The sequence below is a fragment of the Pseudomonas sp. MWU16-30316 genome (genome assembly GCF_020515645.1).
In the GTDB taxonomy this organism is placed as follows: domain Bacteria; phylum Pseudomonadota; class Gammaproteobacteria; order Pseudomonadales; family Pseudomonadaceae; genus Aquipseudomonas; species Aquipseudomonas cerasi.
Window position 1 is genome coordinate 194,089 of record NZ_JAIZAZ010000007.1, and the last position, 18,617, is coordinate 212,705.

Below are 18,617 nucleotides of genomic sequence, written 5' to 3' on the forward strand. Positions count from 1 at the left end.
GTCGCCGGATACGTTTAGACTTCGCTTCTGGTTTCCCTGCGAGTCTGCAACATGTCTATCAAATGGATCTGCAAACATCACACCGAGCTGAGCATCCAGCAGCTCTATGCCGTGCTGCAACTGCGTGCCGAGGTGTTTGTGGTCGAGCAGCAATGCGTGTATCTGGACGTCGACGGACAGGACCTGACGGGCGACACCTGCCACCTGATGGCCTGGCAGGAAGACAAGCTGGTCGCCTACCTGCGTTTGCTCGACCCCATCCAGCAAGGCGGCGACGTGACCATCGGCCGGGTGGTGACTGCGCCGTCGATTCGCAGTCGGGGTATCGGCCATGAACTGATGGAGCAGGCCCTAGAAAACGCCGAACGCAAATGGCCCGACCAGCCCATCTACCTATCGGCCCAGGCCCATTTGCAGGGCTATTACAGCCGCTATGGCTTCAATCCAGTGGGCGAGATCTACCTGGAAGACGACATCCCGCATATCGGCATGCGTCGCGATCTGGACTGAAAACCGCTCAGGGATACTCCAGCACAGCCTTGATGCGTGGCAGATTGTCGGCAATCCAGCCCTTGTCAACGGCGCCCCAGTCACGGATCCGGTAGCTGCCGGCGTGATTGCGGCCACCTTCGAGCTGCTCGAAGTCGCACACAATGTCCAGATCGGCAAGCGCACTGATGGTGTCCTGAGCGGTACGACGAGGCATGCCGGTTGCCGTCATCAGCTCAGGGACACTGCTGGCGATCCGAGAATCGATCAGATACGCCACGTACAGGCGGCGATAGAAACTGCTTTTGGTCTTGCTGACCTGCATCGTCGAATCCTTTTTCAGTGCCTGGTTCAGCATGGCGCATGTGCGGCCTGCAGATCGCGGTACGTCAGGTACACGCGCAAATCGAACTCCAGCTGGTGATAACCAGGCAACATGTGCTCGCACAACTGGTAGAACGCCTTGTTATGGTCCGACTCACGAAAGTGGGCCAGCTCGTGCACCACGATCATTTTCAGAAACTCCGGCGGCGCTTCCTTGAACAGCGCTGCTACGCGAATCTCGTTGCTGGCCTTGAGCTTGCCACCCTGCACTCTGGATATCTTGGTATGCAGGCCCAGTGCGCGATGAGTCAGGTCAAGGCGATTATCGAACAGAACCCTCTTGATGGCTGGCGCATTGCGCAGGTGATCCTGCTTGAGCGCCAGCGCATAGGCGTAGAGGGCCTTGTCGCTCTGAATCTGATGCCGCGCGGGGTAGCGCTGTTGCAGGTAATCCGCCAGGCGATCGTCGGCAATCAACTGCTGCACCTGGTCCTGCAGGGCCTGCGGATAGGCCTGCAGGTATTTGAGCGGAACATGGCTGGATGCAGTCATGGGGCCTTTGCATGAGATCGAAAAACGCCATTCTACAACAATCTCTTCTGCCTCAAGCCTGCCACATCAAAGTGCCCGGGAAAGCGCAACGCCTCTTCCGGGACCATCGGGTGAGCGATCAAAAAGCCCTGAATGACCTGACAACCGTTGTCGGCCAGCCATTGATATTGCTCAGCCGTCTCGACGCCTTCGGCGATGACCAGCATATCGAGGTTGCGGCTCAGGTCGATGATACTGCTGGCCATTGCCGCTTCGCGCTTTGATCCTGCGATGCTGGCCACAAAACGCCTGTCCAGCTTCAAAGTGTCGAGCTGAAGATTGCGCAGATGCGACAGCGAGCATTCGCCCGTACCAAAGTCGTCGAGCGCAATGCGCACACCGACGTCATGCAACAACTTCAGCTGTTTATGGCTGTGCGTGAGGTTATTCACCAGAGCGGTTTCAGTGATTTCCACTTCGATCTGCCCCGGTTTCAACTCGAAGCGATCCATGGCGCGCTTCAATTCCGAAGCCAGATTGGGCAGACAGAATTGCGTGGGGCTGACGCAGACACTCAGTACCATGTCGGGCGCAAAGATACGGCTCCATGCCTGACGCTGCTCGGCGCCCTGATCAAAGATCCAGCCGCCGAGCCGATTGATCAGCCTGGTCTCTTCCAGCAGCGGAATGAACAGCGCAGGCGGGACCTCTCCGACCGCAGGATGCTGCCAGCGCAGCAAGGCCTCGAAACCACGCAGGCGACCATCCGCCATGTGAATCTGAGGCTGGTAAACCACTGAAAAATCCCGGCCATCGATGGCCGTGCGCACGCTTTCCTCAAGCATCAGTCGCGAGCGGGCGCGCCCGTTCATGTTCTGATCATAGAACCGGTATTGCTGCCGCCCGGCACGCTTGGCCTCGTACATGGCAATATCTGCCGCGCGCAGCAGACCGTCCAGATTCGAGCCGCAGTCCGGGAAGGTTGCAATGCCGACACTGGCACCCAGCGTGATCTCGACACCGTCGACCTGACGTCTTCCGGATACCCGCTCGATGAGCTTTTCGGCGATCTTGGCCGCCTGCTCGGGGTAATCGAGCCCGTCGATCACCACAGTGAATTCGTCGCCGCCGATGCGCGCCAGCACATCATAGGGGCGCATGCTGTCCTTGAACTGCTCGGCGACCCAGAGCAGTACCTGATCCCCTGCTTCATGGCCAAGCGCATCATTGATCTGCTTGAAGCCATCCAGATCCATGAACAGCACGACCAGGTATTTATCAGCCCGCTCGTTACGCAACAGCATGCTTTCAACTGCCTGATAAAGCCCGCGGCGATTGAGCAGGCCAGTCAACGCATCGGTGACGGCCTGTTTTTCAAGCTGCTGATAAAGATCACGGACCACCGACATATCGAGAACCGTCAGTACCATTGCCTTCTGTTCGGCAGGCAGCGCCGCGCAGGACAACGCCACGGGCAGTTGTGTGCCTTGCGCAGTGCGCAGAATGGCGTCATGCACCCGATAGGTATCGGACTTGCGATAGTGCTGATAAAAGCCCGAGTCCAGCCAGTGCCCCTCCTTCGGCTCGATGATGTAGTCCAGCACCTGAGTGCCGCGAAGGTGATCGACGGAGGTGTTCAACAACTGACAGATGGCCGGATTGGCAAAGCTGATGGTGCCTGCTTCGTCAACGACCAGAATGCCTTCGGCGACATTGGCCAGCACCGATGCATTGAACGCACGAGCCGATTCCAGCTCCAGCGACAGCTGTTGCAGCGCACGGCGATTGCGCTGCTGTTCAAGCAAAGTCTGTACCTTGGGCTTGAGCACATTCGGGTCGAACGGTTTGAACAGATAATCCGTCGCACCATTCGCATAACCCTTCTGCACCGCATCCTGAGTCTGCTCATTGGCGGTGAGAAAAATAATCGGCGTAAGGCGGGTACGCTGACTGCCGCGCATCAGTCGCGCGACCTCGAAGCCGTCCATGCCCGGCATTTGCACATCCAGCAAAACCAGGTCGACTTCCTGCTCGAGCAATACGGTCAATGCTTCGATTCCGGAACTTGCAGTCACAATGTGCCAGTCCGTTCTTTGCAGAACAGCACACATCGTCACCAGATTTTCCGGGTAATCGTCTACAACGAGTAAAACTGAAGAGCCATCATCTGGCTGGGTTGGCACGCGTTCCATGCTGCTTCTCTATGTGGGCATGACGCCTGAGACTCAGGACGACCGTCATACTTTGGAATAACTCTAGCCTCGTCTCGCCAAAAGCAGAAGCAAGGCGCCTGTTCCCTACTGTCAAAGTTCGATCTACCCGACTAACGGTCATTCGCTACACCCCTTACAGACTCTGCCCTGCAGAAGAAGTGACAGCACTTTGACGCCATCCGTTCGACATTTTTTTATTAACAAATTGTCCTACGAGCCGTATAAAACCCGCCTGAAGTCTCGCGCCAGAGGCTTTTTCTATGAGCGATATAAAGACATTTACGGACGGAGACAAAATGGTAGATCTTGGATCGTGGAATCTCAGCATCCCTGTGGGGTCGCCCCCCAAGACCATCGAAACCGCTCAGTTAGTAAAAGGCTATGACGGTAAATATTTCAAATCAAAAACCGACTCCATTGTGTTCTGGTCGCCCGTCACCGGAAGTAAAACCGAGAACGCAAAATATGCCCGCAGCGAACTTCGAGAAACGTGGTCCGATGGCTCGTTGCATAATTGGGTATACCCGGATGCCGACAACTATCTGAATGCCAAACTGGAAGTCGACCAAGTACCTTCCACTGGCAAGGTTGTCATCGGACAAATACACGCATACGAGAGCACGGAGCCGCTCCTGAAAGTCGAGTTTCAATACAAGGAAGACACCAAAACTGGCGATATCGTTGCAAAAGTCCGCAATCGCTATGACGACGATGAAAGCAAGGTTTACACCATCGTAGAAGGTGTGAAGCTGAATGAGACATTCAATTACGTCATTCACCTGAGCAAGGGCGGCAAACTGTCGGTCAGCGCCAAGGATCAGGACTGGAGCACGCGCATCAGTGAGACCTGGCGGGACAAGCCTCTGTACTTCAAGGCGGGGGTGTATACCCAGGACAATACCGGGTACACCTCGGAGGGCGGCAAGGCGACGTTCTACAACCTGGATATCGATCACAACCAGAGCTGAGCGGCACGCGCCTTAAACCCACATACAAAACGGCCCGCGCTTCACGAAGAAGAACGGGCCGTTTCTGTTTCAGTCAGACACTGTCAGTGGTTGGCTTTGAAGTCCTGCTCGGCTGCCAGGAAACGGGTCTGCATGGACGCAGAAGCAGGCTTGCCGATCAGGCTGAACACCACGATGGCGAGGCTGGCGAAGATGAACCCGGGGATGATCTCATACAGCCCCATCGTACTGAATTGCTTCCAGAGCACCACGGTGGCCGCACCAACAATGACTCCGGCAAGTGCGCCGTTACGAGTCATGCCCTTCCACAGCACCGAAATCAGCACCACAGGGCCGAAGGCTGCGCCGAAACCGGCCCAGGCGTAACTCACCAGGCCCAGCACGCGGTTTTCAGGATTGGCCGCCAGCAGAATGGCAATGATCGCGATCAGCAGCACCATTGCCCGACCGACCCAGACCAGCTCGATCTGCGAAGCACCCTTGCGCAGATAAGCCTTGTAGAAGTCCTCGGTCAACGCACTGGAGCACACCAGCAACTGGCAGCTCAGCGTACTCATGACCGCAGCCAGAATGGCCGATAGCAGCACGCCGGCAATCCAGGGGTTGAACAGCAGCTTGGCCAGCTCGATGAATACCCGCTCCGGGTTTTCAGTCACCGGCCCGGCAACATCCGGATGCGCCGAGAAATAGGCAATGCCGAAGAACCCGACCGCCACGGTGCCGCCCAGGCACAGGATCATCCAGGCCATGGAGATGCGTCGGGCGCTGGCAATCGACTTGACCGAGTCGGCCGCCATGAAGCGCGCCAGGATGTGTGGCTGACCGAAATAACCCAAGCCCCAGCCGAGCAGGGAAATGATGCCGATGAAAGTCGTGTTCTTGAACATGTCGAAGCTGGTCGGATCTTTCGCTTCAATCGCCAGAAAGGTGGTGTCGACGCCGCCCGTTGCCAGCAGGACGATGATCGGCGTGAGGATAAGCGCGAAAATCATCAGCGTGGCCTGCACGGTGTCTGTCCAGCTCACTGCGAGGAAACCACCGACGAAAGTGTAAGCAATGGTCGCCGCAGCACCGGCCCACAAGGCGGTTTCGTAGGACATGCCGAAGGTGCTTTCAAACAGACGCGCCCCCGCAACGATGCCCGAGGCGCAATAGATGGTGAAAAACACCAGAATCACGATGGCCGAGATGATGCGCAGCAGGCCACTGTTGTCTTCGAAACGGCTGCTGAAGTAATCCGGCAGGGTCAGTGCGTCGCCATTGTGCTCTGTCTGCACACGCAGACGGCCGGCCACGAACAGCCAGTTCAGGTAGGCGCCGATGATAAGACCGATGGCGATCCAGCTTTCCGACAGGCCGGACATATAGATGGCACCGGGCAACCCCATCAACAGCCAGCCGCTCATGTCAGAGGCACCCGCTGAAAGAGCGGTCACCACGCTGCCCAGGCTGCGTCCGCCGAGGATGTAGTCCGAAAGGTTGTTGGTAGAGCGATAGGCCATCAGGCCGATCAATACCATTGCCGCTATATAGATCACGAACGTGATCAAGGTAGGGTTGCTGACACTCATGAGTTCTGCCTTGGCATTGTTTTTATGTTGGCACCCGATGCCAAAGGGAATAGCGACCGATATTCGGCACATCCCTGCTTTTGCACCCGACACCGCGTTGACTGATCGCTCCGCAAGGATCGGCAATCAATGACTGGCGGTTGCACCGCGGGAACGAATCCTATTAAACAAACCAAACAAGGTGCAACCCATTTCATCGCGCAAGTTGCACCTGTTACAAAAAACCTGATGCAGGTGCATTTACGCGCCATTTTAGGGCGTTTTAAATACTATTTACAAAAAATCGCGCACCAGCATTGCGCATAGCGCTGTTTTTATGAGTCGCTCGCCGGGCACATCACAAAATATTCTCCAAATCGGGTTGCACCCGGTTGCACCTCACCCCGTCCCGACGCTAATCTGCGCCAAAGCCGATGCCACTTCTGCGTGGCTATAAAGAGGACAACACATGGCCACCACCACTCTTGGCGTCAAACTTGACGACCCTACCCGCGAGCGATTGAAAGCCGCAGCCCACTCCATCGACCGCACGCCGCACTGGTTGATCAAGCAGGCGATTTTCAATTACCTGGAAAAGCTCGAGAGTGGTGCAACCCTGTTGGAACTCAACAGTGCCGCCGGCGCAAAGGACAACGAAGACCGCGGTGAGCTGGCAGAAGATGCCGGGCTGCAATGCTTTCTGGATTTTGCCGAAAGCATCCAGCCGCAGTCTGTATTACGAGCGGCCATCACCTCCGCCTACCGCCGCCCCGAGCAGGAAGTGGTGCCGATGCTGCTTGAGCAGGCCCGCCTGAGCGCACCGGTTGCCGAAGCCACCAACAAGATGGCCGCGTCGATCGCGGAAAAACTGCGTAACCAGAAAAGCGCTGGCGGTCGCGCGGGCATCGTTCAAGGCCTGTTGCAGGAGTTTTCACTGTCCTCTCAGGAGGGCGTTGCGCTGATGTGCCTGGCCGAAGCACTGCTGCGTATTCCCGACAAGGGCACCCGCGATGCTTTGATTCGCGACAAGATCAGCAACGGCAACTGGCAGCCGCACCTGGGCAACAGCCCATCGCTGTTCGTCAACGCCGCCACCTGGGGCCTGCTGCTCACCGGCAGGCTGGTTGCCACTCACAATGAGGCAGGCCTCACGTCCTCGTTGAGCCGCATTATCGGCAAAAGTGGCGAACCGATGATCCGCAAGGGCGTCGACATGGCTATGCGCCTGATGGGCGAGCAGTTCGTCACCGGCGAAACCATCGGTGAAGCCCTCGCCAATGCCAGCCGCTTCGAAGCCAAGGGCTTCCGCTATTCCTACGACATGCTGGGTGAAGCGGCGCTGACCGAACATGACGCGCAGAAGTACCTCGCGTCCTACGAGCAAGCCATCCACTCCATCGGCAAAGCCTCACACGGTCGCGGCATCTACGAAGGTCCGGGGATTTCCATCAAGCTGTCGGCACTGCATCCACGCTATAGCCGCGCCCAGTACGAGCGGGTGATGGATGAGCTGTACCCGCGCCTGCTGTCGCTGACCCTGCTGGCCAAGCAATACGACATCGGCCTGAACATCGACGCCGAAGAAGCCGATCGCCTGGAGCTGTCGCTGGATCTGCTCGAGCGCCTGTGTTTCGAACCACAGCTCACCGGCTGGAACGGTATCGGTTTCGTGATTCAGGCATACCAGAAGCGCTGCCCTTATGTGATCGATTACGTGATCGATCTGGCGCGCCGCAGCCGCCATCGCCTGATGATCCGTCTGGTCAAGGGCGCTTACTGGGACAGCGAGATCAAGCGCGCCCAGGTCGAAGGCCTGGAAGGCTATCCGGTGTACACGCGCAAGGTGTACACCGACGTGTCCTACATCGCCTGCGCGCGCAAGCTGCTCGCGGCACCGGAAGTCATCTATCCGCAATTCGCCACGCACAACGCCCATACCCTGGCGGCCATCTACCAGATTGCCGGTCAGAATTATTACCCCGGCCAGTACGAGTTCCAGTGCCTGCACGGCATGGGCGAGCCGTTGTATGAACAGGTTGTAGGCAAAGTCGCCGACGGCAAACTGAATCGTCCTTGCCGCGTGTACGCCCCGGTTGGCACTCATGAAACGCTGCTGGCCTATCTGGTGCGTCGTCTGCTGGAAAACGGCGCCAATACGTCGTTTGTCAACCGGATTGCCGACCACTCGATCTCCATACAGGAACTGGTCGCCGATCCGGTCAGCCAGATCGAACGCATGGCCACCCAGGAAGGCGGTTTCGGCCTGCCGCATCCACGCATTCCGCTGCCGCGAGACCTCTACGGAACCGAACGCGCCAATTCCAGCGGCATCGACATGGCCAACGAGCATCGTCTGGCGTCGCTGTCTTCGGCCCTGCTGGCTACCGCGCACAACGACTGGAAAGCCGCCCCGATGCTGGGCTGTCCGGCCAGCGCAGGCACGTTGAGTGCTGCGTTGAATCCATCGGATCTGCGTGACGTGGTCGGTCATGTGCAGGAAGCGTCCCTGCAAGATGTCGATAACGCCATCCAGTGCGCCTTGAGCGCCGGTCCGATCTGGCAGGCTACCCCGCCTGTCGAGCGCGCCGCGATTCTGGAGCGTGCCGCTGACTTGATGGAGGCTGAAATCCAGCCGTTGATGGGCCTGTTGGTCCGTGAAGCGGGCAAGACCTTCGCCAACGCCATCGCCGAAGTGCGCGAAGCCGTGGACTTCCTGCGTTACTACGCCGTGCAGGCGCGCAACGACTTCACCAACGACGGTCACCGTCCGCTGGGGCCGGTGGTCTGTATCAGCCCGTGGAACTTCCCGCTGGCGATTTTCAGTGGTCAGGTGGCGGCTGCATTGGCCGCAGGTAACCCGGTGCTGGCCAAACCTGCCGAGCAGACACCACTGATCGCCGCGCAGGCCGTACGTCTGCTGCTTGAAGCGGGCATCCCGGAAGGCGTGGTGCAATTGCTGCCCGGTCGTGGCGAAACCGTAGGCGCAGGGCTGGTCGGCGACGAACGCGTCAAAGGTGTCATGTTCACCGGCTCGACCGAGGTCGCCCGCCTGCTGCAGCGCAACGTGGCAGGTCGCCTCGACTCGCAGGGTCGCCCCATTCCGCTGATCGCCGAAACCGGTGGCCAGAACGCAATGATTGTCGACTCTTCGGCGCTGACCGAACAGGTGGTGATCGACGTTGTGTCTTCGGCATTCGACAGCGCCGGTCAACGCTGCTCGGCACTGCGCGTGCTGTGCCTGCAGGAAGACTCTGCCGACCGCGTGATTGAAATGCTCAAGGGCGCGATGGCCGAGAACCGCCTCGGTAATCCGGAGCGCCTGTCCGTGGACATCGGCCCGGTCATCGACGCAGAGGCCAAGGCAGGTATCGAAAAACACATCCAGGCCATGCGCGACAAGGGCCGCACGGTTTACCAGGTGGCCATCGCCGACAGCGCCGAACTCAAGCGCGGCACTTATGTGATGCCGACCCTGATCGAGTTGGAAAGCTTCGATGAGCTGCAACGTGAAATCTTCGGTCCGGTGCTGCACGTGGTGCGCTACAAGCGCAAGGAGCTTGGCCTGCTGATCGATCAGATCAATGCCTCCGGTTATGGCCTGACCCTGGGCGTGCACACCCGCATCGACGAAACCATTGCCAAGGTCATCGACAACGTCAATGCCGGCAACGTCTATGTCAACCGCAACATCGTCGGCGCAGTGGTGGGTGTTCAGCCATTCGGCGGCGAAGGTCTGTCCGGCACCGGTCCCAAAGCAGGTGGCCCGTTGTACCTGTATCGCCTGCTGTCGACGCGCCCGCAGGATGCTATCGAGAAATCGTTCGTCCGCAGCGACGCGCTGTCTGCACCGGATACCCGTCTGCGTGAAGTCTTCGGCAAGCCGTTGCAGGCACTGAAAGCCTGGGCTGCCAGCAACCAGCAAAGCGATCTGGATGCCCTGTGCAGTCAATACGCCGAGCAATCACAAAGCGGCATCACTCGCCAGTTGGCTGGCCCGACCGGCGAACGCAACAGCTACGCGATCCTGCCGCGTGAGCACGTGCTTTGCCTGGCTGACGACGAGAACGACCTGATGATTCAACTGGCGGCCGTACTGGCGGTCGGCAGCTCTGCCGTGTGGCCAGAGAACGACATCAGCAAGTCACTACGCGCTCGCCTGCCGAAGGACGTTCAGGCGCGCATCAAACTGGTACCTGACTGGGCCAAGGACGACGTCAACTTCGACGCCGTTCTGCACCACGGCGACTCCGACCAGCTACGTGCCGTCTGCCAGCAGATCGCACAACGCAGTGGTGCCATCGTCGGTGTCAACGGCCTGTCCCACGGCGAAACCAACGTGCCGCTGGAACGTCTGGTGATCGAGCGGGCATTGAGCGTCAACACCGCGGCGGCGGGTGGCAATGCGAGCCTGATGACGATCGGCTGATGCCGCTCGGTAACAGATGACGCAGCGCGTCAAGAACGGCATTCCCACGCCGGAGCGTGCGGACCGAGAGGTGTCGGAAAGACACCGACCGTTCCCATGCTCTGGACGCTCCGCGTCCGCTCTCGATACCCCCTGCACACGCTCGACCATCACCCGAATCAATCTTGCTACCCTCCCCTCTCAACCCGACCTAGACTTGAGCCATTCCAAGAACAGGTACGTCATCATGTCCGAGTCGCTGCTCAGTTCCCGAAATCTGGCTTTCGAGCTGTATGAAGTGCTGGACGCCGAAGGTCTGACGCGTCGCGAGCGCTTTGCCGAGCACTCGCGTGAAACCTTTGATGCGGCGCTGGGAACGGCGCGCGCCATTGCAGAAAAGTACTTTGCACCGCACAACCGCAAGGCTGACGAAAACGAGCCGCGCTATGAAAATGGCGAAGCGATCCTGATTCCTGAGGTCAAGCCCGCGATAAACGCGTTTCTCGAGGCCGGCTTTCTCAATGCATCACGCGATTTCGACGCAGGCGGCATGCAGTTGCCTACCCTGCTGTCGCAAGCCTGTTTTGCCCACTTTCAGGCGGCCAATGTCGGCACCACGTCGTATCCGTTTCTGACGATGGGCGCCGCCAATCTGATCGAGAGCTTTGCCGACGACGAGCAGAAGCAGCGTTTTCTGCAACCGATGATCGAAGGACGCTTCTTCGGCACCATGGCGCTCACCGAGCCACATGCCGGCTCGTCGCTGTCAGATATCCGCACACGCGCCGAGCCGGCAGGCGACGGCACTTATCGGCTGCGTGGCAACAAGATATTCATTTCCTGCGGGGATCATTCGCTGTCGGAGAACATTGTGCACATGGTCCTGGCGAAACTGCCGGACGCGCCGGGCGGGGTCAAAGGTATCTCGCTGTTCATCGTGCCCAAGTTTCTGGTCAACGATGACGGCAGCCTCGGCAAGCGCAACGATGTGCTGCTGGCGGGCCTGTTTCACAAGATGGGCTGGAAAGGTACTACCTCAACCGCGCTGAATTTTGGCGATAACGGTGAGTGTGTCGGCTATCTGGTGGGCAAACCTCATCATGGCCTGAATTACATGTTCCAGATGATGAACGAAGCGCGTATTGGCGTCGGGCTCGGTGCGGCAATGCTGGGTTATTCCGGCTACCTGTACTCACTGGAGTATGCCCGCGAGCGGCCGCAAGGACGCTTGCCGGACAGTAAAAGCCCGGACAGCAAGCCAGTATCCATCATTGAACATGCAGACGTGCGGCGCATGCTGCTGACCCAGAAAGCCTACGTGGAAGGCGCGTTTGACCTGTGCCTCTACGCCTCGCGACTGTTCGATGACACGCAGACCGGCGAAACCGAAGACGATCGCAAGCACGCGCACGAACTGCTGGACCTGCTGACCCCGGTGGTCAAGTCGTGGCCGTCGGAGTTCTGTCTGAAGGCCAACGAACTGGCGATTCAAGTCCTGGGCGGCCACGGCTACACCCGCGAATACCCGGTCGAGCAGTATTACCGGGATAACCGCCTCAATGCGATCCATGAAGGTACTCACGGCATCCAGTCGCTCGACCTGCTTGGCCGCAAGCTGGCGCAGAATGGCGGCACCGGCCTCAAGCAACTGCTGCGCCTGATCTCGGCGACCTGCGAACGTGCCCAGACCCATCAAGCACTCGACGAATTGCGCCAGCCCCTGCAGCAACTGGTCGCACGCGTGCAGGCCGTCACCCTCGGGCTGTTGACCGATCTGGCCCAGGGCAGAATCACCAGCACACTGGCAAATTCGGCGCTGTACCTCAAGGCATTCGGCCACACGGTAGTAGGTTGGCGATGGCTCGAACAGGCGATCCGTGCAGAAGAAGGCTTGATTAGCGGCAATCAGGCCGACAACGACTTTTACCGAGGCAAGCTGCAAGCCGCCCGATACTTCCTGACGTGGGAAGTACCGGGCTGCCATCATGAATTGGCCATTCTGGAAAACCGCGATGACACTTGCCTGGCAATGCGCGACGACTGGTTTTAAATAAACCCGGGCGCACGCTTGATCAATGAAGGCTAAACAGGTCAGTCAGCGGGTTTTGCGGAAAAAAACGATCGACCAGTACCCTGGCGTCTGCACCCAGCTTGCGCGCGTACTGCTCCCGACTGAAGGGCTCGCCCGTGCGCATGTCGTAAAGCACGCGCCCCGGATGAGGGCGATCGACCTCCTGCATCTGGATTTTCATAATGCGGTAAAACTCGCCGCTCACCTCTTCGATGCTGTCGATCTGAAAGTAGCAGCCGGGCAAAAAGATCGATTCGGCCTCTTCGGGAGAGGCTGAAAACGGCGCAATCGGTGTCGCCCGCAGGTATCGGCCCTTGGGCAAAACGAAGACCACCGAGGTGTCATCGAAGGTTACCGGCCCGATCATGGCGTTAGCGGGTGCACCGGCCCGGCTGCTGGCGAAGGCGCTGACCACGTAGGGATTTTCGCTGAACGAGGTGACATCAGTATTCACCAGCACATCACCGACCTTGATCTGACCGCTACGGAACACGGCACCCGAAGTCCCGCGATCACCGCTGCCGCCTCGGTACAACTCGACATCATTGTTGTACCCCACCACCTGAATGTCCTCGGCCAGTCGTTCGATGAGTCGCACCTGATTGGCCTTATTGCTCTCGCCCGTACGCAGGAACCGATTGAATTCAGAATCGTCCTGGGTATAAAGCATGATATTTCTGCCGCAGTAGTCGTCCTCACCAAGCTTGAAAACCCGATGTTTGCCATGCCAAGGGTCCTTGTACACCTCATCGCCTTCGGGTGAAGAATCCGACATGGCCGCATCTTCAGGGCCTGGCTCCCAAATCGTCATCACATCTTTCTGCCGGGCCAAGGCCATTTCGGCATAGTGTTGCTCATTGAAAAGGTCCGTTTGCAGGTACGTGTCCCAAAACGCCGAATGCACGGTCACATAAGGCTTGCCCGTCGCGGCGGATGTACCGCTTGACGGCACCTGCACATCCATCGGGGCTCCGCCCTGCAGACCAGGCGAGTCAAGTAACGTCCACTCCCCGCTGGTACTCAGGCGCACCGGCTTGCTGCCTGCGAACGCAAAAGGATTGTCGGGGTTGACGATAAACCAGCACTGCTGCAATTCGTTGAACATCACGCGATAAGGCAGTTGTGCAAGCTTGATCCAGGTTTCGCCATTGCCCAGTGTGTAGATGCCACGAAACCGGCCCTCTGCGACTGAAGGCGTAAGGCTGTCGAGCAGCAGGTTACCCTCCATATTGTCCAGCGCATGGGCCGGCGCGCTGCCGCCTTCAATTACCTCGCTGGAGACCGGCCGGCCTTCGGTTGCGGCCACCGGCACAGGCTGGGGGACCGCACGTATGGACATTAAAAGAGGCAGATTGAACAGCAGATAAATGATGTTGATGATCGCGCCCAGCACGCCCGCCTTGCGCTGTGCTACGGTTTTGCCATTGAGCGCCTGATCGATGTTCAAACCGGTATTGGCGAGGCTTGCGCCAACCAGCGTCAAGGCGATCGGCCAACCCAGCGGCGCGAGCCCGCCAAACGCCTGCATGAACGCACCCAGGTAGCCGATCCACATCTGCTTGCGCAGATCAGCATTGGAGGTCAGCAGTTCACGCGCATCGGCGGCCATTCCCTGACGGGCGACGTCTCGCAGATACACGAAGGGGTCGCCCGCAATAGGCGCCTGCACCAGATTGACGAGTCGAACGTCGGGACGCCAATCGTGCGTGAGCAACTGGCTCACCGCACGAAAGAACCGCTCACCGTCCTTTGTCCGCGACGCCTCCCCACGCAGAAACTGGCGGGTTATCGCCTTGTCTGCGTGCTCGTCCATAAACCGGGTCTTGAGCCAGCGGTACACCGCACGCTCACTGTCGAACGCCATGAAAGGCTGCTCGGCATCAGGCCAGTAGATGATCTCTCGGCCAGCGGCGGTGACAATACGCAACATGTCATGGGCCTTGATGCCATCGATATCCAGCGTGTGTACCGTGACACCGGGGGTTGAGGGAAGCGGGCTCTGCAACGCCTTAAGCGTAGGGGTCTGCAAAGGGTCTGCGGTGATAACGCACGTAACGTGCTTGAAATCGTCGGCTGAAAGATGGCCCTTGCGCAGACAGTGACTGGCGGCAACCAGATAGCGTGCCTTGACCAGGGTGCAAAAGTTCTCGCTGTGCAGGCTCCAGAAACGCTCCATACGGCGGGTGTACTGCGCGCTGAAATCAAGCGTCCACATGTCTTTGAGCACGTCCTGAGGGAGCATGGGCACCTCATTGCGCTCGTCGAAAACCCCGTGATCCGGGCCATCGGTATAGAAACCGCCATACAGGGAAAGCTCGTCGCTGGTTTCCTGATCGTGGGCGCTGAAGTGCCGCATGAGCAGCTCGATAAAGGTCATCGACTGCTCCGGCGTTCCGGAATGCTGCCAGCCGGTAAACGTGCGCGGACTGCTGCTGGCACTGCTGAAACGATGCCAATACACCTGCTCCGGGGCGAACACTCGCTGGGTGTGCTGAAGAATGATCCTGCTGGCGGCGGTATGGGCCAGATCGTAAAGATCGGGATAATCGAGAACGAACTGCTGCGCACGTGCACGCAGCAGTTGCTGGTCGGTTTTAGGTGTTTCCAGGGGGTTAGGTGTCATGACGTCTTCCTGTAAGAGAGAAGTCATGCACGTAATCATTCATAAGCGTGTTGGTGGCGCTAACTATCTATCACCCTCACCTGACGCTGCAAACACTGAAGCCTTACCAACCACTCTCGGAGCCCGGGGAAATTTTCGCCCTGCCCTTGAATGGAAAATAAAAGTCCACGGCCTCGTTCAGGTGTTCGATGTACAACACGGACAAGACCTCATCGACCGGCAAATAGGAACGCTCCAGCAGATCAAAATAGTCAGGTCGCAGCTTTCTCAAGACGTCTGACATGAGTTTGGGACCGGTCAGGTCGGAAATGCGCGTCATGTACGGTGTCATTCGGTCTCTAGAGGCGCTACGCAAGGCTTCGCTGCTGTGGTCGATGAAGGGTCTGCGTGTACTGAAAAACGCCTTGTTGGTCTGTTTTTCATTCTGGAAACGCGTATTTATTTCTTTCAGGATCCTCTTCAGGACCGGGTTGTCCGGGTGGCTGGCGAAATGGCTGTTACCCGGCCCGTTGTAACTTAATTGCGGCGCATCCAGACGCCTGCCCAGCAATACATCATTGGGCCCGGCCTTCAACGGAATGCCTGCAAAAGGGACATCAATGGTGTCATCGCAATCAAGATAAATGCCGCCGTATTCGCTGATCAGTCGATAACGCAGAATGTCCGAAGCGGCCGCATAATTACGATTATCCGAGTGCATGAAATAGTTGAAGGCTTCGCCATTTTCACCACTCAGGAACGTGGGAAAGAACGCTTCTTCCTTGAGCCTGGAAATCCGCATCTGTGGATGTGCGCTGAAGTAATCCAGCAATTGCTGATGCGCCGTCGGGTGGTTGATATCGATGTGCAGTTCGAAGCGCAAGTCCGGGCTGGTGCGCATGTTGTCGAGCATCCGTTCCAGCAGGTTATCGCCCGGCATGCGTTCGCCCAGCCATATATGATGAATCACACGGCTGATGGGCTCGGCATCTGCAGGCAACCTGGGCACGCGGGGGAAAGAAAAGATCTCGAAGCGGCGGCTCTGTGGCAGTTTTGCCTCCACCTTCCTGAATGCATCCTCCGACCCGCTGTTCCAGACTCCGTTGCGGTCCAGCCAGACCAGGCCGTTTGAAGACGGATCAGTGCGCCAGCATGGAATATCGGCATCGTAATACACGTTCTTCCTGATCCCTCCGATCTGAATGAAGTACTTCTCTACGACCGTCCCTTTTGCCTGGCTCAGTACTTCCTCGACCATGATCTGATCCAGTGGCACCTCGACCTGCACCTTGGGGCCCCAGCGCTGAATCTCGACGGCTGGCTCTTCAGGCACGACCGCCACCACGGCGCTCTCTGCCTCACTGGCCGGCGGCAATCGCGAGCCGTCAAAGCTTTCCCCGCCACGCAACCCGAGCTTGAGGTCAAGATCCCAATAGCCGGTGTCAATAGTCTTCACGTAGGGTCCCCAGACACGCGGATCAGAATCAGAGCGAATCCGGTACTGTTTTTCCTGTGGCACCCACTCGACCCGAAAAGCCTGATCATGCAGTTCGATGTAACTTTTGCCTTGCAGCGGATAGATACCTGCCACTTCGCCCGACGCCAGTCCCGGCAGGTCTTGAGTCACTTCCAGCGCGCGCAACAGGCGGCGCATTTTGGCATTGAGCGAACGCAAGGCAGGCGGCTCTTCCCTGAATACCGGAAGCGGCCCGACTTCTATAGCCGGGTCGGTTGTTGAGGGGTCGAAAACCTCATAATCGCCTCGCGCCTCATCAATCAGTCCGGTTTCAGCGCCAGCCTCGACCGCAGTGCCCTCCTCGGCAAGGATCGGCAACGCGTTCAAAACGCCAAAGGCAATCCGCCCAAGCCCGGCCTGGCGCTCTTCGAGCGTGCGACCATTGACTGCCGCATCGACGCCAAGCCCCACCAGCGCGAGAGACAGTCCCGCAATCACGGGCATAAGCTCGGGAAAGACGATGGCGACGCCGCCGAGAACAGACACACACTCGCTCAAGCCACTGCTGACTTCCTCTTTCCAGTAGTCGTCGTGGTTGCGGATTTTTTGCAGCACATCGGTTTCGGACTTTGCCTTGACCCGATCCTTGAAGTGCGAGAACGGCCAGGGCTGCAGCGGTTCGCCAAACTGCACCAGTCTGCGCGGGTTCCACGCACCGGTCGCGGCGTCCAGCAGCTTCGGGTAGACAGCGAAGCCTCGGAGGGCGGTAGCAACACCACTGTAGAAAAAGCCATCGACGTCATCCGTGGCACTGAAATGCCCCTCTAAAGACCGGCGCTTGCCTGGATCCTTGCACATCAGCGCGACCCAGTCCTTGAGCGCATCGGCGTTGGCGAAGGTATGAATGGGTGACGAGTTGCCGGGGATGTAGAGCAGCACGGTTGGCGAATCGGCACTGCGGATGACCATGATGTCCACGGCGCTGTAGCCATGCACCTGCAATTCGGAAATCGTCACGCGAGTGGAAATCGGCGCGGCGACAAAAGCGTCGAAGCTCAGCTCTCTCCAACCCTGATCGGCGGGCAGCCCGAGCGCCTCCAGCACCATGTCCTTGTGCTCGGCCTTGAGCGTGTTTTCCTCAGCTTGCAGCCAGGCCGCCCTGAACAGACCGGCCTTGAGCATCAGGTTGTAGTCTTTGGCATGCGCCTGCCAGAACTGATTCAGGTAGGCGAGATAACCGGCTTGCAGGTTGTGATCCCAGATGTACTGCTTGAACGCCTCGGCAGTCAGGCGAAGTTGCGTCGTCGAATCGTAATGCTGCGGATCGGATTTGCGGTACACCGCTTCATAAGCGACGCAGTCATAGGGCGGCAGTTTTTTATCCACTATCTGACAGTCGAGACCGTCATCATGATGGGGCTGCAAATGCCCGAGGTGATCAAACCAGTCGCCATTGCCCTTTTGCTGCCAGTTGCGCAGCAGCGCCTCGGTCAGCGTCATCGAGTGAGCGACATTGGCGCGATGAGGGGCGGGATAGAGCTTCGGGTCTTCGATATACAGCGTGACGATCAGGGTGTCGTCCGGATCGATCTCGACACCCCATCTCGACTGGCATTCCTGGGCCACATCCCGCGCAGCAAGGGCGGCAGGTGACTGCAGGGCGATCGGGTTGAGGCGGAAGTAATCGCTGACCGAATAGTCATCGCGCACCCGCGCCCAGAACTCTGCGTCAGGGTCATCACCGCCATCCCTATTGTCATCGTCGAAGTCGTAATGTGCTGCAAACTCATCGTCCATGATGAAAAACCTGCTTGATGGTTGGAGCGCCTACAGTAGGGAGCAAGAAGGCCTGGTCTGCGGTATATAGGTATATGTCAGCCGCTGGACTGCAACCAATCGTGAGCCCGGGAATGCCGGTCTGGGTCAATCGCTCGAAATTGCTCTTTGACAGCCAAGCAATTCAACAGGTTAAATCCCTTGGCACGCGGACTGCATGGTCAGTTTTCGC

The 18,617-nt window shown here is 58.4% G+C and carries 11 protein-coding genes; 5 read left to right on the plus strand and 6 right to left on the minus strand.

Annotated features, from left to right (window positions below; genetic code table 11):
* Nucleotides 1-51: 51 nt before the first annotated feature.
* Nucleotides 52-510, plus strand: a complete 459-nt coding sequence (locus LCH65_RS21140; RefSeq protein WP_003366207.1) for a GNAT family N-acetyltransferase — start codon at nucleotides 52-54, stop codon at nucleotides 508-510.
* A gap of 7 nt (nucleotides 511-517) precedes the next feature.
* On the opposite strand, the gene LCH65_RS21145 is transcribed toward LCH65_RS21140, so the two are convergent.
* From LCH65_RS21145 to LCH65_RS21155, 3 genes are read right to left on the minus strand one after another with little or no spacing between them, the layout of a single operon-like run.
* Entirely contained in the window at nucleotides 518-814 is a 297-nt protein-coding gene (locus LCH65_RS21145; RefSeq protein WP_044309330.1) for a winged helix-turn-helix domain-containing protein, read from the minus strand.
* A 26-nt stretch (nucleotides 815-840) separates the two neighbouring features.
* Nucleotides 841-1,365: a M48 family metallopeptidase gene (locus LCH65_RS21150; protein WP_226439770.1), complete on the minus strand. Its 525-nt coding sequence runs from the start codon at nucleotides 1,363-1,365 to the stop codon at nucleotides 841-843.
* A gap of 32 nt (nucleotides 1,366-1,397) precedes the next feature.
* Nucleotides 1,398-3,536: an EAL domain-containing protein gene (locus tag LCH65_RS21155; RefSeq protein ID WP_044309322.1), complete on the minus strand. Its 2,139-nt coding sequence runs from the start codon at nucleotides 3,534-3,536 to the stop codon at nucleotides 1,398-1,400.
* Nucleotides 3,537-3,853: 317 nt separating this feature from the next.
* Here LCH65_RS21155 and LCH65_RS21160 point away from each other — a divergent pair, with 317 nt between their 5' ends.
* Entirely contained in the window at nucleotides 3,854-4,525 is a 672-nt protein-coding gene (locus LCH65_RS21160; protein ID WP_003366199.1) for a polysaccharide lyase family 7 protein, read from the plus strand.
* A gap of 83 nt (nucleotides 4,526-4,608) precedes the next feature.
* On the opposite strand, the gene putP is transcribed toward LCH65_RS21160, so the two are convergent.
* Nucleotides 4,609-6,096 carry a sodium/proline symporter PutP gene (putP, locus tag LCH65_RS21165; protein ID WP_226439771.1) on the minus strand — a complete coding sequence of 496 codons (1,488 nt, stop codon included), beginning with the start codon at nucleotides 6,094-6,096 and terminating at the stop codon, nucleotides 4,609-4,611.
* Between the two features lie 129 nt (nucleotides 6,097-6,225).
* Here putP and LCH65_RS21170 point away from each other — a divergent pair, with 129 nt between their 5' ends.
* The 3 genes from LCH65_RS21170 to LCH65_RS21180 all read left to right on the plus strand — a co-directional run bounded on the left by LCH65_RS21170 (nucleotide 6,226) and on the right by LCH65_RS21180 (nucleotide 12,530).
* Entirely contained in the window at nucleotides 6,226-6,402 is a 177-nt protein-coding gene (locus tag LCH65_RS21170; RefSeq protein ID WP_157163707.1) for a hypothetical protein, read from the plus strand.
* Between the two features lie 142 nt (nucleotides 6,403-6,544).
* Nucleotides 6,545-10,501 carry a trifunctional transcriptional regulator/proline dehydrogenase/L-glutamate gamma-semialdehyde dehydrogenase gene (gene putA, locus LCH65_RS21175; protein ID WP_003432022.1) on the plus strand — a complete coding sequence of 1,319 codons (3,957 nt, stop codon included), beginning with the start codon at nucleotides 6,545-6,547 and terminating at the stop codon, nucleotides 10,499-10,501.
* Nucleotides 10,502-10,727: 226 nt separating this feature from the next.
* Nucleotides 10,728-12,530 carry an acyl-CoA dehydrogenase gene (locus LCH65_RS21180; protein ID WP_054081286.1) on the plus strand — a complete coding sequence of 601 codons (1,803 nt, stop codon included), beginning with the start codon at nucleotides 10,728-10,730 and terminating at the stop codon, nucleotides 12,528-12,530.
* Nucleotides 12,531-12,552: 22 nt separating this feature from the next.
* Here the strand turns inward: LCH65_RS21180 and LCH65_RS21185 are convergent, their stop codons facing one another.
* Nucleotides 12,553-15,174: a DUF6543 domain-containing protein gene (locus tag LCH65_RS21185; protein ID WP_226439772.1), complete on the minus strand. Its 2,622-nt coding sequence runs from the start codon at nucleotides 15,172-15,174 to the stop codon at nucleotides 12,553-12,555.
* Between the two features lie 103 nt (nucleotides 15,175-15,277).
* Nucleotides 15,278-18,406 (minus strand): DUF6543 domain-containing protein, encoded by a 3,129-nt coding sequence (locus LCH65_RS21190; RefSeq protein ID WP_226439773.1) that lies wholly within the window; start codon nucleotides 18,404-18,406, stop codon nucleotides 15,278-15,280.
* Nucleotides 18,407-18,617 lie beyond the last annotated feature (211 nt).